This is a genomic window from Aeromonas bestiarum, from assembly GCF_028751155.1.
Classification (GTDB): Bacteria; Pseudomonadota; Gammaproteobacteria; order Enterobacterales; family Aeromonadaceae; genus Aeromonas; species Aeromonas bestiarum.
The window spans coordinates 3943972-3961627 of the sequence record NZ_CP064746.1; the positions used below are offsets into that span (position 1 = coordinate 3943972).

Sequence of the window (17656 nt, forward strand, 5' to 3'; positions counted from 1 at the left end):
GTGGTCGCCGCATCAGCGCTTGCGACCATCACATCATCAAGAGATAAAACCCCACCAGCGTGGAGTTTTGAATACCAACCTCGGCTGGCTTGGAACCGGTTTACGACCCGTCGCGAGAGGCCGGAAGCTCAGTGAAGAGCAGCACAGGAACCGGAGCGTATAAACATACGTGAGCCGTTTGTTCCACATAAGCGAGCTGCACATAAGCCTTTAATGACGGCCTCACAGCAGGATCGTCATCCGGTTCTTATTTGCCGGAGGGGATCTGCTGGGTGATGCAGTGGATATTGCCACCGCCCAGCAGGATCTCGCGGGCCGGCACGCCGACGACCTTATGCTCCGGGAAGATCTCTTCCAGAATGCGCTGGGCTTCGCCATCGGTGGCGGCATCCAGCAGCGGGTAGACGATGCGATCGTTGGTGATGAGGAAGTTCACGTAGGAACCGGCCAGACGACCTTCGGCCTCGCGCGGCACACCGGTACCGCTCTCGACACCGGCGGACTCTTCCTGGGTGCAGTAGAGCGGGCCCGGCTGGGGCAGCTTCCACACCTTCAGCTTGCGACCCTTGGCGTCCACCGCCGCGTCCAGCACCTTGAGGGCGGCCAGGGAGCGAGCGTACTGGGGATCTGTCTGGTCGTCAGTCCAGTGCAGGGCCACTTCACCCGGACGCACGAAGCAGCAGATGTTGTCGATATGGCCGTCGGTCTCGTCCATGTAGACGCCCTCGCCCAGCCAGATAAAGCTGTTCACGCCCAGATAGTCACGCAGATAAGCTTCGATCTGCTCCTTGCTCAGGTGCGGGTTGCGGTTTTCGTTGAGCAGGCACTCGGCTGTGGTCATGCAGGTGCCTTCGCCATCGACGTGGATGGAGCCCCCTTCCAGAATGAGCGGCGCAGCGTAACGATCCATGCCGTGCTGGGCCAGCATCTGGGCCGCCACTTTTTCATCCTGATCCCAGGGGTAGTAGAGACCGCCCTTGTGGCCGCCCCAGGCATTGAAGCCCCAGTCCACCCCACGGCACTCGCCTGCGGCGTTGGTGACCACGGTCGGGCCTGTGTCGCGTGCCCAGCAGTCATCGCTGGCCATTTCTACCAGGGTAACGTGGGCGGGCATGATGGCGCGGGCCTGCTCCATAAACTCGGCTGGCACCCCCATAAAGACCGGAGTAGCGCCACCGATGGCATCGGCCACCTTGGCAAAAGTCTGTTGAGCGAAACGACCGGCCTCACGCCAGTTGTCCGGACGGAACGGCCAGATCATCCAGACGGCCTGCTGATGCGCCCACTCGGCGGGCATGGTGAAGCCGTCGGCGACTGGGGTGGAGTTGATCGTCTTGATGCTCATCGCAATATCCTTGCGGGCCTGTGATGGCGATGCACGCCTCACGGGGCCGGTAATGGGGGAAACGGGCGGGCCCCCGCCCCGACAGCGTGCCGGACGGGCGCCCCCTGAAAAAAATAAGCGTGGCCCGCAGTGTAAGAAGTTGCGCACCTATCCATCAAATGAATAGGATGGATTGTCCCATAAGCACGGCAAATGATCCCACCATGAAACTGCACCAGCTCGACCTCAATCTGTTGCTCGCCTTTGACGCCCTGATGACGCAAGGCAGCGTCACCCGCGCCGCCGAGACGCTCTTTATCAGCCAGCCCGCCATGAGCCACGCCCTAGGTCGGTTGCGCACCTTCTTTGGCGATCCGCTGCTGGTGCGCACCCCACAGGGGATGCTGCCCACCCCGCGCGCCCAGCGGCTGCATCTTGGCGTACAGCAGGCGCTGCGGCTGCTGGAGCAACAGCTCTCCGACGAGGAGGTATTCGAGCCGAGCCAGTCGAAGCGCCGCTTCGTGCTCTGCACCACGGATTATGTGGAGTGCGTGCTGATCCCGCCGCTTATCCAACGCCTCAAGACGCTGGCGCCCGGGGTCACCATAGAGATCCGCATACTGCGCGACACCCTGCCCGAAGCCGAGCTGGCGAGCGGCGAAATCGATCTGGTGCTGGGCTTTGACGAGTACATGCAGGTGCCTGGGTATCTGGGCAAGGAGACCTGGCTCACCGAGCCGCTGGCCGGGCTGGTGCGCGCCGATCTGCCCATTGCCAAATCGGCGACCACCGGGGCCGAGAGCGATCCCTCCCAATGGCAGGAGCGCATCACCTTGCAACAGCTGATCGCCATGCCCCATGTGTTCCACTCGCCGCTCGGCACCTCGGAGGCGAGCCTCGACCGCTATCTGAAGACGCTGGGCTTTAGTCGCACCATCTCGGTCAACAGTCAAAGCTATATGTCCGCCGCCGCCATCGTCAGCCAGAGCGACCACCTGCTGGTGCTGCCCAGCATGGTGGCCGAACTGCTCGCCAGCCACTGGCCGCTGAAAAGCCTGCCATTGCCGGCGGACGTGCCCGACTACCATCTCAACTGCGTCTGGCACCCGGTGCATGCGCAGCAACCGGCTCTGGTGTGGTTAAAAGGGCTGATGAAGGAGCTGGTTGGCCCGAGGTAAGCCCGCTGCGTCTGGCATCTCACGTACCATGCGCAACAGCCCGCATTGGTATGGCTAAAGGGTCTGATGAAGGAGCTGGTGCGGTCCGAATAAAGCTCTCTCGAGCCCCTTCTCTTCCGCTGTAAATTCCCCCCCCCCCTCATCCCCAACCCTTCTCCCGCAAGGGGAGAAGGGAGCACACCGTGCCCGCAGATAACCTTGAGTCATCGTTAGCTTTGCTGTTCTGCCCGCTAGTTTGGTTTCGCTCTCCATGGCTCCAAAGCGGGGCTCTTGTCCCCGGCTCGCAACTATGCCTCGAGCTGTCCCCTCTCCCTCTGGGAGAGGGCCAGGGTGAGGGGAAGGAACCCACTCAGCCACCAGACGAGGGAATGGCTATATCTAATAGGGTCGAATAGCACTGGATATGCGCCATGAAGACCCATCCGTTTGCCAAGCGCATGAGGCGAGAAGCCACCCTTGCCGAACAGAAGCTGTGGCAGCAATTGCGCGACCGCCGTCTGGCAGGGGTGAAATTCCGTCGCCAGATGCCCATCGGGCCCTACATTGTCGATTTCATCTCTCTTGAACAGAAGCTGATCATAGAGGTAGATGGGTCGCAGCACAACGAACCGGCAGGGCGGCATCATGATGAAACAAGAACGGCCTACCTCAATGAGCAGGGCTTTCAGGTGATCAGGGTGTGGAATAACGATGTATTGAGTCGGATGGAGGCCGTACTGGGACTTCTTTTGCTCTCATTGCGCTGAGCAGAGACTGCCCCTCATCCCCAACCCTTCTCCCGTGAGGGGAGAAGGGAGCAAACAACCCAGCTGCGTGTAACATCCCCAGAAACAACAGTGGCTCCCGCGGGAGCCACTGTTGTTTATCTGCCTGTCATCATGCCCGCAGGGCCGTCATCAGCTGGGTAACGACACCGTCGAGCAGGGCGCGGTCGGGGCGGCACTGGGCGAAGGTGACCAGACCCTGGATGTTGATCAGCAGGAAGGCGGTCAGGGTCGGGATGTCGCGGTCGGCCATCAGCTCGCCGCGCTGCTGGGCGAGACTCAGGATCTGCGCCAGATCGGCGTCCAGCTCGGCATAAATGGCCTTGAGCCGCAGGTGCAGCTCTTCGTCCTGCTCCGCCAGCTCCATCAGGGTGCGCGTCACCAGACAGGTGCCGCACAGGGCATCGTTCACTATCTGGCTGAGGTAGGCCTGCACCCCCGCCAGCGGGCTCTGGCCGGCAAAGAAGCCACGGCGCAGCGCGCTTTTTTCCTGCACATAGTGATCGACCGCCGCCAGCAGCAGGCCGCGTTTGTTGCCAAACGCCGCGTAAAGGCTGCCCGGATGCAACCCGGTCGCCGCCACCAGCTCCTGCATGGTGGTCTTGGCGTAACCCTTGGCCCGAAATGCCTCCATGGCATTTCGCAAGACGTCGTCCCGGTTGAACTCGGCGCTGCGCATGGTTTCTCCGTTGAAAAAGCGATCACCGGCGCAGAGCCGATGAGGGGGAACAAAAAGGGCGGCAAGTTTACCCCAGCAGGCAGGCAAGACCAACCCATCTTGAATGCTCGTTCAAAAAAGACTTGCACACAAAACAAAAAACGTCTTGAATGCACGTTCAAGAATCACTCCCTCAGGACAGACGATCATGAATACCCTGTTTCAGCCCTATCGCCTCAACGACACCCTAACCCTCGCGAATCGCTTCATGATGGCACCGCTTACTCGTTGCATGGCCGGCCCAGGCCTGGTGCCCACCGAGCAGATGGCCGCCTATTACGCCCGTCGTGCCGACATCGGCCTCATCATCTCCGAAGCCACCATCATTCGTCCGGACGGCCAAGGCTATCCCAACACCCCCGGGATCTACAGCCCGGAGCAGATCGCAGGCTGGAAAAACGTCACCAGCGCCGTGCACGCCAATGGCGGCAAGATCTTCGCCCAGCTGTGGCACGTGGGTCGCCTCTCCCACCCCTTCTTCCACCATGGCGAGGTGCTGGCACCGTCTGCCGTCGCCCATGAGGGCACGGTACCGCGCATGCGCGAGCTGGTCTATCAGGTGCCGCGCGCCCTGACCGAGAGCGAAATCGCCCAGCTGGCCGAGGATTACGCCCAGGCCGCCGCCAACGCCATCGAGGCGGGCTTCGACGGAGTGGAGATCCACGGCGCCAACGGCTACCTCATCGATCAGTTCCTGCACCATTCGAGCAACCTGCGCAGCGATCAGTACGGTGGCAGCCCGCAGAACATGAGCCGCTTCGCACTGGAAGTGGTGGATGCGGTCAACGCCCGCATCGGATCCGAGCGGGTTGGCCTGCGCCTCTCCCCCGGTGCCTATGTGCACCTTGAGGGTGACCAGCGGGATCGCGCCGTGTTCGACCATCTGCTGAGCGAACTGAACCGACGCGCCCTGGCCTATGTGCATCTGGGCATCTTCGATGACAGCCTCACCTTCGACTATCTGGATGGCCGCGCCTCCGACTACCTGCGCGCCCATTACGACGGTCATCTGGTGGGGGTGGGCAACTACAGCGCCGACACGGCCCTGGATGCCATCAAGGCCAACCGCTTCGACCTCGTCGCCATCGGCCGCCCGCTGATCGCCAACCCGGACTACATCGCCAGGGTGCAGAAGGGCGAGACGCTGGTTCCCTATGCCGACGCCATGCTGGCAGAGCTGGTGTAAGCGCGCCGGTTCATGACCGACCAAGGATGGGATCCGCGCCTCCGGGCGCGGGTTTCCAATGTTTGGGCCCCTTACGGGCCCTTTTTTATGTCCGTCCTCTCCTTGCCCGCCTCATGCTCCACCATTCAAGCCCCATAAAAAGGTTGCTAGTGACAACTTGTTGACTATATTGGTTGTTGAAGACAACCAAATAGGAAGCCCTGATATGGATCCCCGTCCCCTGCGCGCCCTGTCGCGCGATCTGGTTCGCGAACTCGGCATGCTCTCCCAGCAGTGCGGCGAACTCGCGCTCACCCCGCTAGAAGCCCATCTGCTGATCGAGCTGGAGAACGGCCCCGCCACCAACCAGCAGCTGGCAGAGCGGCTGCGCATCGACAAATCCAACGCCAGCCGTCCGCTGGCGCGGCTCGCCGAGCGCGAACTCATCAGCTGGCACCCCCATCCGTCCGATGGCCGCAGCAAGGAGGCGCGCCTCACCATCGCCGGCCAGGCCCAGCTGCTGGATCTGCATCAGGAGATGGACAACGCCATGGAAGAGACCCTGGCCCAGCTCACCCTGAGCGAGCGCGAGCAACTGTGGGCCGGTCTGCGTCTCTACCGCAGCGCCCTCTCCCGCGCCCGCCGTCAGCAGGGCTACCGCATCCGTCCCATCACAGCCGCCGACAACCCCCATATCGCCGCCGTAGTGCGCGCCGTCTCCGCCGAATACGGCCTCACCGCCGACAAGGGCTATGGCGTGGCCGACCCCAACCTGGATCGGCTGCACGAGACCTACCAAGGGGAGAAGAGCCGCTACTGGGTGATCGAAGGGCCCGATGGCACCATCCTCGGTGGCGGCGGCATAGCGCCGCTGGCAGGGGAAGAGGAACGGGTCTGCGAGCTGCAAAAGATGTACTTCATGCCCTCCCTGCGCGGGCTGGGACTGGGGCGGCGACTGGTGTTGCAGGCGCTGGACGAGGCGAGAATCCTGGGTTACCAGCGCTGCTATCTGGAAACCACCGAGGTGTTGCGCGAGGCGACCACGCTCTACGCGTCGCTGGGTTTCGAGCACCTGCCGGGGCCGCTCGGCTGCACCGGCCACGATGCCTGCGAGATCTGCATGGTGCTGGCGCTTGGCACCGGCGATGGCCAGACGATCGCCTGAGACATGGGGTCGAGGATGAGGAAAGGGCGGCACTGGTGCCGCCCTTTGATTTTGCTTCTGCTTAAAATTGAGCGGCGGGCGGCACGAAGCGCAGCGCCACCCCGAGCCGGTTCCAGCTGTTGATGGTGGCAACCGTCACCGACAGCTGCACTATCTCGGCTTCGCTGAAGTGCTCGCGCAGCTCCCCATAGAGCGCATCGGGCACCCCGGCCTCGGGCAAACGGGTCAGGCACTCGGTCCAGGCCAGGACCGCCCGCTCAGATGCAGTGAAGACGGTGGCATCGCGCCAGGCAGCCAGCTGATCCAGCCTGGCCTGCCCCACTCCGCTGCGACGGGCGATATTGAGATGATATTGCAGGCAGAAGCTGCAGCCGTTGAGCTGGGAGGCGCGCAGCTTCACCAGCTCGCTCAGCTCCTTGTCGAGGCCGGCGTCGTCCACCGCCTTGCCGGCGGCGATCAGGGCATCGTGGGCTGCCGGCAGCAGCTGGCGAAAGTGGGGGTAATCGATGCGGGGGCTCATTCTGGTGTTCTCCTTCGTCATGGCTTAATATCAGGACACGAACAACATATCAGCCCCCTGACATGATAGACAAGCCCCTTGTTGAGACTGGATTGAAACCAAAGACTCCCGCCCCCGGCGAAGGCAAGCGTGGCGAGGCGGGCCACCTCGGCTACCTGCTGCGCCAGGCCGCCGCCGCCCAGCGCCTGCGCATGGAGCGGGCACTGGCGGACTTGCCCGTCACGGCCCCCCAGTTTGCCCTGCTGACCATGCTGGATGCCTACCCCGGCAGCTCCAACGCCGAGCTGGCCCGGCTGACCCTGCTCACCCCCCAGACGATAAGCCCCATGGTGACCAGCCTGGAGCGCAGCGGCCTGCTGGCCCGCACCCCTCACGCGGTCCATGGCCGCATCCAGCAGCTCAGCCTCAGTCCCGCCGGGGCTGAACTGCTGGCGCAGGCCAAGGCCAGGGTCGCCCTGCTGGAACAGGCGCTGGCGGCCCCCCTCGATGAAACCGAGCTGCGGCTGGTCAAACGCTGGCTGGCGAGCCTCGCCAGCGGCATGGAGGACGAGGCCTGACACCATCCGGTATCACAGGACGGCGTTTGCAGTCAGGCCAAGGCGGACAGGGGCGCTGGGCGCCTTTCAGGCGGGAAAGTAGAACCAGGCCGTTTTGATCAGGCCGGCTTCCACTTCGAAGACGGCCATGCTCTCCAGCGGCTCGGGAGAGAGGCCGTGGATCTTCTCGTGATCAAACACCTTGTTGCCGATGACGGTTCTCGACAGCAGCTCGGCTCGCAGGGCCGGGTTGTTGAAACGATGCTCGGCATAGAAGGCTCTGAGCGCCGCCTTGCCGACTGTACTCGGGCTCTCCGTCGGCATCCGGTATCCCTTGAACGCGTCGGAAAAGCAGGCCAGGAAGGCCTCGAGATTGTGGGCGTTGTACGCTTGAAATTGTGCCTCGACGGGCAGTTCGACCGACATGCATCACTCCCTGAATCATGTAACAGCCCCCTTTATAGGGGGCATTGAGCCCCTTGTCGACGGGTGACGGCGGCTCCGCCCCTATCTGCACCTTGATCGCCATGCAAAAAAAAACCCCGCCTGGGCGGGGTCTTCTTTTATCTTGTCTGCCTATCGGGCAAGCGCTTATCAGTGCTCGCGAGTCTGACGGAAGTGAACGTCCGGGTGACGCTCCTGAGACAGACGCAGGTTGACCATGGTCGGGGCTATGTAGGTGAGGTTGTCACCGCCATCCAGCGCCAGGTTCAACTCGTTCTTGCGCTTGAACTCCTCGAACTTCTTGACGTCGGTTCCTTCCACCCAGCGGGCGGTGGAGACGTTGACCGCCTCGTACAGCGCCTCGACGTTGTACTCGCTCTTCAGACGCGAGACCACAACATCGAACTGCAGCACACCAACGGCGCCGACGATGAGGTCGTTGCTGATGAGCGGACGGAACACCTGCACGGCGCCCTCTTCGGAGAGCTGCACCAGCCCCTTGAGCAGCTGCTTCTGCTTGAGCGGGTCGCGCAGGCGGATGCGGCGGAACAGCTCGGGGGCGAAGTTCGGGATGCCGGTGAACTTGAGATCCTCACCCTGGGTGAAGGTGTCGCCTATCTGTATGGTGCCGTGGTTGTGCAGACCTATGATATCGCCCGCGACGGCCTCGATGGCCTGCTCCCGATCACCGGCCATGAAGGTGACGGCGTCGGAGATGTTCACGTCCTTGCCGATGCGCACATGGCGCATCTTCATGCCCTTGCTGTAAGTGCCGGACACCACGCGCATGAAGGCGATACGGTCGCGGTGTTTCGGATCCATGTTCGCCTGGATCTTGAACACGAAGCCGGAGAATTTCTCCTCGGTCGCCTCGACCAGACGGCTCTCGGCCTTGCGCGGCATGGGCGCCGGCGCCCAGTCGGTCAGGCCATCCAGCATGTGGTCGACGCCGAAGTTGCCGAGCGCGGTACCGAAGAAGACAGGGGTCATCTCGCCGGCGATGAAGGCCTCGTGATCGAACTCGGGAGAGGCGCCCTGCACCAGCTCCAGTTCACCGCGCAGCTGGGCCGCCAGATCCTCGCCGATGGCGGCGTCCAGATCCGGGTTGTGCAGGCCCTTGACCACCCGCTTCTCCTGGATGGTGTGGCCCTGACCTGTCTGGTACAGATAGACCTCATCCTTGTAGAGGTGGTAGACACCCTTGAAGGACTTGCCGCAGCCGATGGGCCAGGTGATGGGGGCGCACATGATCTTCAGCTCGCGCTCCACCTCGTCCATCACTTCCATGGGATCGCGCACTTCGCGGTCCAGCTTGTTCATGAAGGTGAGTATGGGGGTATCCCGCAGACGGGTGACTTCCATCAGCTTGCGGGTTCTGTCTTCAACACCCTTGGCGGCGTCGATGACCATCAGGCAACAGTCGACCGCGGTGAGGGTACGGTAGGTATCTTCGGAGAAGTCCTCGTGACCCGGGGTATCGAGCAGGTTGACCAGGCAGTTGGCATAGGGGAACTGCATCACAGAGGTGGTGATGGAGATACCGCGCTGCTTCTCCATCTCCATCCAGTCGGATTTGGCATGCTGGCCTGAGCCACGGCCCTTGACGGTACCGGCGCGCTGAATGGCCTGTCCGAACAGCAGGACTTTTTCGGTGATGGTGGTTTTACCCGCATCCGGGTGCGAGATGATCGCAAAAGTGCGTCTCTTGGAGACTTCACTCAGAAATTCAGCTGACATAATTCAACGTTCTTCTATTGAGCGATGGCCTTGGCCACCGTGGGAATAAATCCGGGATGCCGCATTCGACTCACGGCACATTTGCATGTATGCGGCCTCGGGTCCGCCGGCATACACAGGACTGCATGCAACTAACGCCACACGGGCCGGCACCGAGGCCAACCGGGTGGGACAGGGGAAGCGGGTTGCATTACATGGGTCTTCTCGCCTGAGTCAAAGCAAAATTGCGCGACATTATACCCGCGCGAGTGAAAAATACCCAGCCCGGCTTAGGGCCGTTCGCGAAGGGCGCCGGAGCGCCCTACTCGGCCCGCATCACCTGATTGCGGCCGGCCTGCTTGGCCCTGTACATGGCTTCGTCGGCTCGCTGGATCAGATCCCCCAGGCTGTCGTCGAGGGGGCTGTATTGGGCACAGCCTATGCTGACGTGCACCGGATGCCCCTCCGGCATCCCCTCGATGCGCAGCTGGGAGACCCGATGGCGGATCCGCTCCGCCACCTCGACCGCCTCCGCCATGCAGGTGTCGGGCAACAGCACCAGAAACTCCTCGCCGCCGTTGCGCCCCACCCTGTCCAGGGTGCGCAGCTGGGCGGCTATGCTCCTGGCGACGGCCGCCAGCACCTGATCCCCCATGTGGTGGCCCAGCCTGTCATTGACCTGCTTGAAGTGGTCTATGTCCAGGATCAGTACGCACAGGGACTTGCCCTGCTCCCTCGCCTGCTTGAACCAGGCCTGCCCCTGGGCCTGGATCTGGCGGCGGTTGTGGATGCCGGTGAGGTCATCTGTCATGGCGAGCCGGCGCAGCTTGCGGGAGCGGTTGAACTGGTACAGCGCCAGCATGCCCATCACCAGCAGCAGCAGGATCACCACCAGGTATTGCCATTGCCGCCGCTCCTGCAACTGCTTGAGCTTGGCCTCCTGCAACAATTGCTTGGTCTTGAGGGCCTGGTTCTCCAGCTCCTTGCGGGCCAGATCGAACTCGAAGCGCATCTGCAGGGAGCGCTGCTCCCTGAGCACCAGCTCGAGGGCATGCCGGGTCTGCACGTACAGCTTGAGGCTGGCCAGGGCCGCATTGACCTGGCCCTGCTGTTCGAGAATGCGGGCCCGCACCTCGTAGACCCGTGCCAGGAAACGCTGGTTCTTCTCCCTGGCAAAGATGGGTTCGGCGTGCGTCAGGTAGTAGAGCGCCTTGGTCGGATGGCCCAGTGCGTCTTCCGCCATGCCCATCACCAGTTGCCAATGGGCCAGGGTCACGCTGTCGACATCCTCGCGGCTGCGCAGTATGACATCGGCCTGCTGCAGTCTGGCCATGGCCTCGGCCACCTTGCCCTGGTTGATCAGGATGGTGGCCATTTCGATCTGGATCCAGGCCAGCAAGCCCTCCTTGTGTTGCGAACGATAGAGCTGCTCGGCCTGCGCCATCAACGGCAGGGCGCGGTTGAACTCCCCCATCTCGGCATAGAGCAGCCCCTGCTGGGAGCGAATGTCCACCAGCCGCTCCTGATCCCCCAGGGCGCTGTAGTCGCGCTCCAGCTCCTGAAAGTAGCCTTCGGCCCGTGCATAGAGCCCCATGCGCCGGTAGGCGTTGGCGATCTGGGACAACACCTCCCGCGCCTTGCCATCCTGCCCCAGCGCCTCGAAGCGCTTGTGTGCCTCGATAAGCTCCATCAGCCCCTCGGCCAGCTCCCCCTGATAGGCTTTCATGTCGCCACGGTAGCTGAGGATGTCGGCCTCCTGCACCCTATCCCCCAGCCTGCGCGCCAGCGCCAGCGCCTGCTCGTAATCGGCCCCGGCCTGCTCCATGTTGCCCAGCATCTGCTGGTGAAAACCGCGACAGGTGAGCAGGCCGCTCTCGGTGATCCTGTCCTTGCGCTCACGGGCAAGGGCCAGCTCCTGGTCGGCAAAGGCCACCACGGCCCGATATTCGCTGTCCCGCTCGGCAGACATGGCCCAGCACTGCAGCCGGACTATGCGGCCCTGCACCTCGGGCGGGTAAGCGGCGCGGCTCGCCACCAGGGCGGCGATGCGCAAACGGAACATGCGGTCTGGCTGGAATCCCTCCTCCAGCAGTTGCAACTCTCGGGACAGTTGCGGCTCGACGAGCGGCACCCTGGCCGCCCAGGCGGGGGCACCGCACAGGCAGGTCAGCAGGATCAAGGTCATGATGCGTTTCATGCCGGTTCGGTTTCCCCATTCGATGGTGCTGGCACTCGGATGCCCCATCATATCTCTCCTTGCCCATGGGCACAGCAACCAGAGTGAGGGAGAGAAACACCACAGGTTCAGGCTGGCCCTCACACTGGCGTTTTCATCCCCTTTACAGGAGGAAAATCAGCATCGACTATAGCGGCATTCACCACAGGGAAGAGTGCCTTCATGACACACGAGGAGCTGCAGGCCGCCTATGACAGGCTGCTGCAGGAGAATGAGCGGCTGAAGCGGGTGGCCGAGGATGCACGGGAGAAGCTGGAGGCCGCCATGGACGGCACAGGCCTGTGCATCTGGCAGAATCACGTGCCCACCGGCAAGCTCATCATCTTCAACCGGCGCTGGGGCGCCATGCTCGGCTACCAGCCCAAGGAGCTGTCGGCCCACTTCGATGTGTGGCGCGAACACCTGCATCCGGAGGACAGGGAGCGGGTGTTGCAGGCCTTCTTCGATCACCTGAGCGGCAAGAGCCCGTTTTATCAGGCGATGCACCGCATGATCGCCAAGGATGGCAAGATCACCTGGGTGCTGGATCGGGGCCGGGTGGTGGAGTGGGATGAAGAGGGCAAGCCGCTGCGGGTGATGGGCACCCACATCGACATCACCCACGAGAAGGAGTATGAGCAGCAGCTGGCCCAGCTGGCCCACCGGGATCCCCTCACCGGCCTGCTCAACCGCACCGCGCTGCAACGCCAGTTCCCGCAGACGTTCGAGGCCATCTGCTTCATCGATCTCGACGACTTCAAGCAGGTCAACGACAACCTGGGGCACAGGGCCGGAGACGAGCTGCTGATCGCCCTCACCCGGCGACTCAAGGCCTGCTGCGAGGAGGGGGTCAGGATCGGCCGCCTCGGCGGCGACGAGTTCGTGTTGCTGCTGCCCTGGGCCAGCGAGGATCCCCGCACCAGCCACCTGGCCCGCCGCTGCATAGATGCCATCTCGACCCCGTTCGAGCTGCCCAACGGCGACGCCGCCGTGGGGCTGAGCATGGGGATAGCGGCGATCCGGCCACAGGATGACTTCAGCACGGCGCTGGCCCGGGCCGATCAGGCCATGTATCGGGTCAAGCGCAGCGGCAAGCGGGGCTTTTACGTCTCCCAGCCGAGCGGTCAGCCGCTGCTGGATCAGGAGCAGGTGAACGAGCGCGGGCTCGGCCACCAGCCCTGTACCTGAACCTAGTCAAATGGGCAGCGGCCCCATCACCTTGACCGCGCGAATGGCGAAGTGGCTGCTGATGTCGTTGACCATGTCCTGGGACTGCAACCGCCGGATCCACTGCTCGTAGGCGGGCAGGTCGGGCACCACCACCTCCAGCAGGTAGTCGTAGTTGCCGGAGACTGTGTGACAGCTGATCACCTCCGCCATGGCCGCCACCGCCTGCTCGAAGGCCTCCACCAGCGGCTCCCTGTGCTGGCTGAGCCGCACGTTGACGAAGATGGTGATGCCAAGGCCGAGCTTCTCCCGCGCCAGCACGGCGCGATACCCCCGTATGTGGCCCTCCCCTTCCAGCCGCTTCAGACGCCGGGCACAGGGGGAGGCAGACAACCCGACCCGCTCCGCCAGCTCCACTGTCGTGAGGCGCCCGTCCTGTTGCAGCAGCCGCAGCAGATGTAAATCAATCCTGTCGAGCATCTTGGTGATATCCGGTAAAAATCCCTTTTGGATTGGCTGAAACTAGCAATTACACCGGAATTTCTCAAACAGTTTGCCCTGCAACACCCTCCCCCCTGGCGAGATAATGACCCGGGACACGCCATGGAGGGAGCCCTATGTCATTCACACTGTCACCCCGTTGCAGCGGCTGGGCCGCCGCCCTTGCCACCGTGCTGCTCTGGTCCGGTTTCTTTCTCTCCCTGCGCCTCGGCGCCGAGGAGAAGCTCCCGCCACAGGCGCTGGCGCTGCTGCGCTTTGGCATCCCTGCCCTGCTGCTGCTCCCCTATTACTGGCGTCACCGCATCCGCCTGCGCCGCACACCCCTGCGCTGGCAGCTGGCCATGCTGGCGGGGGCCGGCCTGCCCTTCTTCTGGCTCGGCGCCACCGGCATGCAGCTGGCCCCTGTGGCCCAGGGCAGCGCCCTGATCCCGGGCACTGTGCCCCTCATGGTCAGCCTGCTGGGCCTGCTGCTGTGGCGCACCCCCTGCCCCGCGCAGCGGCGCTGGGGGCTTGCCCTCATAGCCTTGGCAACCGCTACCCTGTTGCTGGGCGGAAAGCCGGGATTGTGGCAGGGACAAGTCTGCTTTCTGGGGGCGGCCCTGCTGTGGGCCCTGTTTACCCTGGCGGTCAGGCGCAGCGGACTGGCGGCGCTGGATGCGGCCGCGCTGGTGGCGGTGCCGTCGGCCCTGTTGCTGCTGCCGACGCTCCTGTGGAGCCCCTTGCCCGCCGTGAGTCATGCCAGCGTCTGGCTATGGCAGGGCCTGCTGCAAGGGATAGGTGCCGGCCTGCTGGCGGCGCTCTGTTACGCCCACGCCATCCGCACCCTGGGCGCCGAAGTCAGCTCGGCGCTCGGCTCGCTCACGCCCGTGATGGCGGCCATGCTGGCCTGGTGGCTGCTGGGGGAAACCGTCACGCCGCCGGTGTGGCTGGCGCTTGGCCTCTTGTGTATCGGGGTTGTGCTGGCCAGTCTGCCGGCACGGCGCGTTTCAGCTGCGCTGCCAGCGGCGCAGCAGGCGACCGCGCAGGCCGCAGTCGAGTAGCCAGCTGTTGTCGAACACCCGCAGCAGCGCCGGCTTGGCGTGGCGGGACATGGCGACGGCGTGGAAACGGGTCTGCTGTTTGCGCTGGCGGTTCATCCGATCCAGCAGGGCGTGGGGCAGGCTCTGGGCGATGAAGTCGGAGACCACCAGCACGTCGGCCCTGGCGAAGGCGGGATCATCGAGCTTGATCAACGCCTTCTCGAGGCAGGGCACCAGATCGGTGCCGCCGTGAAAACTCATGGAGAGGAAGCGCTCCGCCTTGTCCAGACCCGTGTCTGCGGTGATCTCCAGGGTCGCCACCTCGGTAGAAAACAGCATCAGATAGCAGCCCCGCTTCTCGTCCATCGCCACCTTGAGCAGGGCCAGAAACAGCGCCTTGGCGCACTCCTCCGGATAACCGCCCATGGAGCCCGAGGTATCGATGCAGACGATGAAAGGGCCCCGCTGCTGCAGCTGATGGCCCCCCAGCTCGGGAGTGCGCAGCAGGAGACGCTGGCGCGGCAAGGTGCCCCGTGACTGGTAGCTGAGCAGGCGCCGCTCCAGATAGCGGCGATAGAACTCCAGCTCCAGCTCCGGCAGGGCCAGCATCACGGCCTCGCTCGGCAACAGCCGCATCAGGTCGCTGGCGGGGTGTATGCCCACCAGATCGTCCGGCACGTCGTCGGTCTGCACCTCTTCCAGCTCGTGTACCTGCACCGGCGGCACCGGGGATTCGTTGGCCCGGTTGTCCTGCTCGCTGCGCCCCAGCAGGTTGGCTATCTCGGCCAGCAGGGGTTCGCGCTGCAGCATGCGGGCGTACTGCTTGATCAGCACCAGGCTGCGTTTGTGCCAGCTGCCCTGGGCCAGATCCCAGAGGCCGCCGGCGGAGATCTGGTTCGGATCCAGCGCATCGGCCAGGGTGCGGCTCGCCAGCAGCTGATCTTCTATCTCCTGGCGCTGCTTCTCCCGCTCCGCCTCGGCGATCTGCTGCTGCAGTTGCAGCAGGCTGCCCACCAGGCTGGTGCGCCACTTCTCCATCAGCAACAACCGCTGACTGTCGGTGGGGTGGGCCATGATCTGGCGCACCAGGCTGCGCGCCTCGCCGGCGAAGGGGCTGAACTGTTCCAGCCCGTCCAGCAGGGTCGGCAGCCGCCCCATCAGCTCGGCCAGCGACAGGCCCTTGTGCGCCTGATACAAGCGGTACTCCTGCTCCAGCGCCACCGGCACCGGCTTGTGGCGCATCTCCTCGCCGAGCTGCTCGCTCCAGCGCCGGATGCGCTTTTGCAGCAGCTTGCCCTGCAGCGGGGAGCGCTTGATGAACTCGGAGATCTTGGGTGCCGAGGCGAGCAGCAGCGCCATCTCCCCCGCCAGCTCCCCCTCGCCGATGAGCAGCCCCAAGTCCATCATGCCGATCTCAAGCATGGCGACCTCCGCCGACATGGCTCATGGCTACCCCACTCACGCTCCCCATGGCTCAGGCGTCCAGCTTCGGCAGACGATCGTGCCAGTGGCTGATGTCGCTGCGCAGCTGCTCCAGATCCCGGTTCAGCACGAAGAAGCTGTCTTCCACCTGCTGCAGCCAGTGACGGCCGATGAAGAGGTGCTGCTGATGGCGCTCGAACAGGCCGCGCTGACGCTTGAGCTCCTGTTGCAGCAGGCCGCTCTCGGCCAGCAGTCCGGTGAGCGCCGCCTGCCAGGGGGCTATCACCACCTCGGGGATGGCAGTGCGCTCCACCAGCACCAGCGGGATCTGCTGGCGTTGCAGGTCCAGCACCTGCAGCCGCAGCTCGTCGTCCAGCACCAGCTCGTAGTGCCCCTCCTTGGGGTTGCCTAGCGGCCAGCCCACCAGCGCCTCGCCGGTGGGGTGCCAGTGCGACAGCAGGGTACGATCGAACACCAGAGTCTCGATCAGCCGCTCCGGATCGTCGCCATCCAGCGCCGCCGGGGTGAGCAGGTTGAAGTGCACCAGCTTGCCAAACGGACGAGCGTTGGCCAGCGGGATCTGGATGCCGCGGGCGCGGCGTCCGAACCACTGCTGGCGCTGCTTCGCCTTGCAGCACAGGCGCTGGGCCACAGCGCTCCTGAGCTGCTTGAACTGATCCCGCAGCCCCATCAGCTGGCGGGTCATGGCCAGTTGCTGGTAGCCGTAGAGGCGGGAAAATTCGGTCATCATCTCCAGCAGGGCGGTGCGGGAGGCATCGTCGTGCCAGAGGCAATCCTTGAACAGCAGCAGATCCAGGGGGGCCACCTCGTCGCGGCCGTTGAAGAAGGCGCTCGCCTTGATGAGCCTGACCGCCTTCTTCCAGCGCCGATCCGACACGTAGCAGCTGTGGGCCAGCTGGCTGTCGAGCTGCTGGCGCAGCTGATAGATGAGCTCGAAGCAGTCGTCGGGCAGCCGCACCTGGTCGATCTGCACCTGCCAGGCCTCATACTCTTCGCTGTGGATCTGCACCGAGGGCGGCAGGTTCTGATGGGACTGGCCGTCGCTCGCCAGCATGGCCTGGAAGTTGGCCTTCTCCTGCACCCTGTCCATCCAGATCCGCACCAGCATGCGATCGTAAAGCGCCTCCAGCCCGCTGTCCGGCGCCGGCAGCTCGTTGGAGGCGGTCACCAGCAGCCGCATGGGGATGGGGTGCTGGCTGTCGCCGTTGCGAAACTGTCGCTCGTTGATGGCGGTGAGCAGGGTGTTGAGGATGGCGGGGCCCGCCTTCCAGATCTCGTCGAGGAACACCACCTCGGCCTCCGGCAGGTAGCCCGTGGTCAACCGCAGGTACTTGCCATCCTCCTTCAGCGCCTGAATGGAGAGGGGGCCGAACACCTCCTCCGGCGTGCTGAAGCGGGTCATCAGATATTCGAAGTGCCGCGCCTCGTGAAAGGCCAGCTTGAGGCGGCGGGCGATCAGGCTCTTGGCGATGCCGGGCGGGCCCAGCAGGAAGACGCTCTCGCCGCTGAGGGCGGCCAGCAGACCGAGCCGCAGGGCATCCTGGCGCTCATACAATCCCTCGCCGAGGGCCGACAGCAGGCGTGGCAAGCGTTCATGAATGGGGGCAAGGCGAAGATTCTGTGGTGCTAAAGGTGGCATAAGCGCACTTCCGATACTGGGGTTGTCTGGAACCGGCACACCCGCGACTCGGTCGAATGTTCCCTGTTCTGCTTATTGTATTGTGTCGAGGCCACCTGCGGGAAAAACCGGCGGGCGCATGGGCGCTGGGCCACCACTCCTG

At 64.0% G+C, this 17656-nt stretch carries 16 protein-coding genes; 7 read left to right on the top strand and 9 right to left on the bottom strand.

The features are described from left to right. Nucleotides 1–247: 247 nt before the first annotated feature. Nucleotides 248–1345 (bottom strand): agmatine deiminase, encoded by a 1098-nt coding sequence (gene aguA, locus IU367_RS18130; protein ID WP_274452645.1) that lies wholly within the window; start codon nt 1343–1345, stop codon nt 248–250. A gap of 203 nt (nt 1346–1548) precedes the next feature. Here aguA and IU367_RS18135 point away from each other — a divergent pair, with 203 nt between their 5' ends. Both IU367_RS18135 and IU367_RS18140 read left to right on the top strand, forming a co-directional pair. Beyond that, nucleotides 1549–2502, top strand: a complete 954-nt coding sequence (locus IU367_RS18135) for a LysR family transcriptional regulator (RefSeq protein ID WP_274452646.1) — start codon at nt 1549–1551, stop codon at nt 2500–2502. 410 nt (nt 2503–2912) lie between these two features. Then, nucleotides 2913–3248: an endonuclease domain-containing protein gene (locus tag IU367_RS18140; protein ID WP_274452648.1), complete on the top strand. Its 336-nt coding sequence runs from the start codon at nt 2913–2915 to the stop codon at nt 3246–3248. A gap of 130 nt (nt 3249–3378) precedes the next feature. On the opposite strand, the gene IU367_RS18145 is transcribed toward IU367_RS18140, so the two are convergent. Further along, complete coding sequence (locus tag IU367_RS18145; RefSeq protein ID WP_005313321.1) at nt 3379–3945, bottom strand: TetR/AcrR family transcriptional regulator; 567 nt, start codon at nt 3943–3945, stop codon at nt 3379–3381. 187 nt (nt 3946–4132) lie between these two features. Between IU367_RS18145 and IU367_RS18150 the strand changes: the two genes are divergently transcribed. Both IU367_RS18150 and IU367_RS18155 read left to right on the top strand, forming a co-directional pair. Further along, nucleotides 4133–5170 carry an alkene reductase gene (locus IU367_RS18150; protein WP_241325773.1) on the top strand — a complete coding sequence of 346 codons (1038 nt, stop codon included), beginning with the start codon at nt 4133–4135 and terminating at the stop codon, nt 5168–5170. A gap of 205 nt (nt 5171–5375) precedes the next feature. After that, entirely contained in the window at nt 5376–6314 is a 939-nt protein-coding gene (locus tag IU367_RS18155) for a bifunctional helix-turn-helix transcriptional regulator/GNAT family N-acetyltransferase (protein WP_274452653.1), read from the top strand. A gap of 61 nt (nt 6315–6375) precedes the next feature. On the opposite strand, the gene IU367_RS18160 is transcribed toward IU367_RS18155, so the two are convergent. After that, a complete protein-coding gene (locus IU367_RS18160; protein WP_274452655.1) occupies nt 6376–6834 on the bottom strand; it encodes a carboxymuconolactone decarboxylase family protein in 459 nt (152 codons plus the stop codon). A 92-nt stretch (nt 6835–6926) separates the two neighbouring features. Between IU367_RS18160 and IU367_RS18165 the strand changes: the two genes are divergently transcribed. Next, nucleotides 6927–7391: a MarR family winged helix-turn-helix transcriptional regulator gene (locus IU367_RS18165; RefSeq protein ID WP_274452656.1), complete on the top strand. Its 465-nt coding sequence runs from the start codon at nt 6927–6929 to the stop codon at nt 7389–7391. A gap of 66 nt (nt 7392–7457) precedes the next feature. On the opposite strand, the gene IU367_RS18170 is transcribed toward IU367_RS18165, so the two are convergent. The 3 genes from IU367_RS18170 to IU367_RS18180 all read right to left on the bottom strand — a co-directional run bounded on the left by IU367_RS18170 (nt 7458) and on the right by IU367_RS18180 (nt 11715). Beyond that, nucleotides 7458–7796, bottom strand: a complete 339-nt coding sequence (locus IU367_RS18170; protein WP_274452658.1) for a nuclear transport factor 2 family protein — start codon at nt 7794–7796, stop codon at nt 7458–7460. 168 nt (nt 7797–7964) lie between these two features. Beyond that, nucleotides 7965–9554, bottom strand: coding sequence for a peptide chain release factor 3 (prfC, locus tag IU367_RS18175; RefSeq protein ID WP_098980750.1), 1590 nt, complete (start codon nt 9552–9554; stop codon nt 7965–7967). Nucleotides 9555–9852: 298 nt separating this feature from the next. Then, on the bottom strand, nt 9853–11715 hold the full coding sequence (locus IU367_RS18180) for a GGDEF domain-containing protein (RefSeq protein ID WP_274454395.1): 1863 nt from the start codon (nt 11713–11715) through the stop codon (nt 9853–9855). Nucleotides 11716–11928: 213 nt separating this feature from the next. Here IU367_RS18180 and IU367_RS18185 point away from each other — a divergent pair, with 213 nt between their 5' ends. Next, a complete protein-coding gene (locus IU367_RS18185) occupies nt 11929–12933 on the top strand; it encodes a sensor domain-containing diguanylate cyclase (RefSeq protein ID WP_098980751.1) in 1005 nt (334 codons plus the stop codon). 6 nt (nt 12934–12939) lie between these two features. Here the strand turns inward: IU367_RS18185 and IU367_RS18190 are convergent, their stop codons facing one another. Further along, nucleotides 12940–13392, bottom strand: a complete 453-nt coding sequence (locus IU367_RS18190) for an Lrp/AsnC family transcriptional regulator (protein WP_043135501.1) — start codon at nt 13390–13392, stop codon at nt 12940–12942. Between the two features lie 137 nt (nt 13393–13529). On the opposite strand from IU367_RS18190, the gene IU367_RS18195 reads away from it, so the two are divergent. Beyond that, on the top strand, nt 13530–14453 hold the full coding sequence (locus tag IU367_RS18195; protein WP_274452661.1) for a DMT family transporter: 924 nt from the start codon (nt 13530–13532) through the stop codon (nt 14451–14453). On the opposite strand, the gene viaA is transcribed toward IU367_RS18195, so the two are convergent. Together viaA and IU367_RS18205 are read right to left on the bottom strand one after the other, a co-directional pair. After that, complete coding sequence (gene viaA / locus IU367_RS18200) at nt 14400–15854, bottom strand: ATPase RavA stimulator ViaA (protein WP_098984954.1); 1455 nt, start codon at nt 15852–15854, stop codon at nt 14400–14402. The two genes, IU367_RS18195 and viaA, sit on opposite strands and share 54 nt — an antisense overlap. Nucleotides 15855–15906: 52 nt before the next feature. Next, nucleotides 15907–17514: an ATPase RavA domain-containing protein gene (locus IU367_RS18205; RefSeq protein WP_043135499.1), complete on the bottom strand. Its 1608-nt coding sequence runs from the start codon at nt 17512–17514 to the stop codon at nt 15907–15909. Nucleotides 17515–17656: the final 142 nt, after the last annotated feature.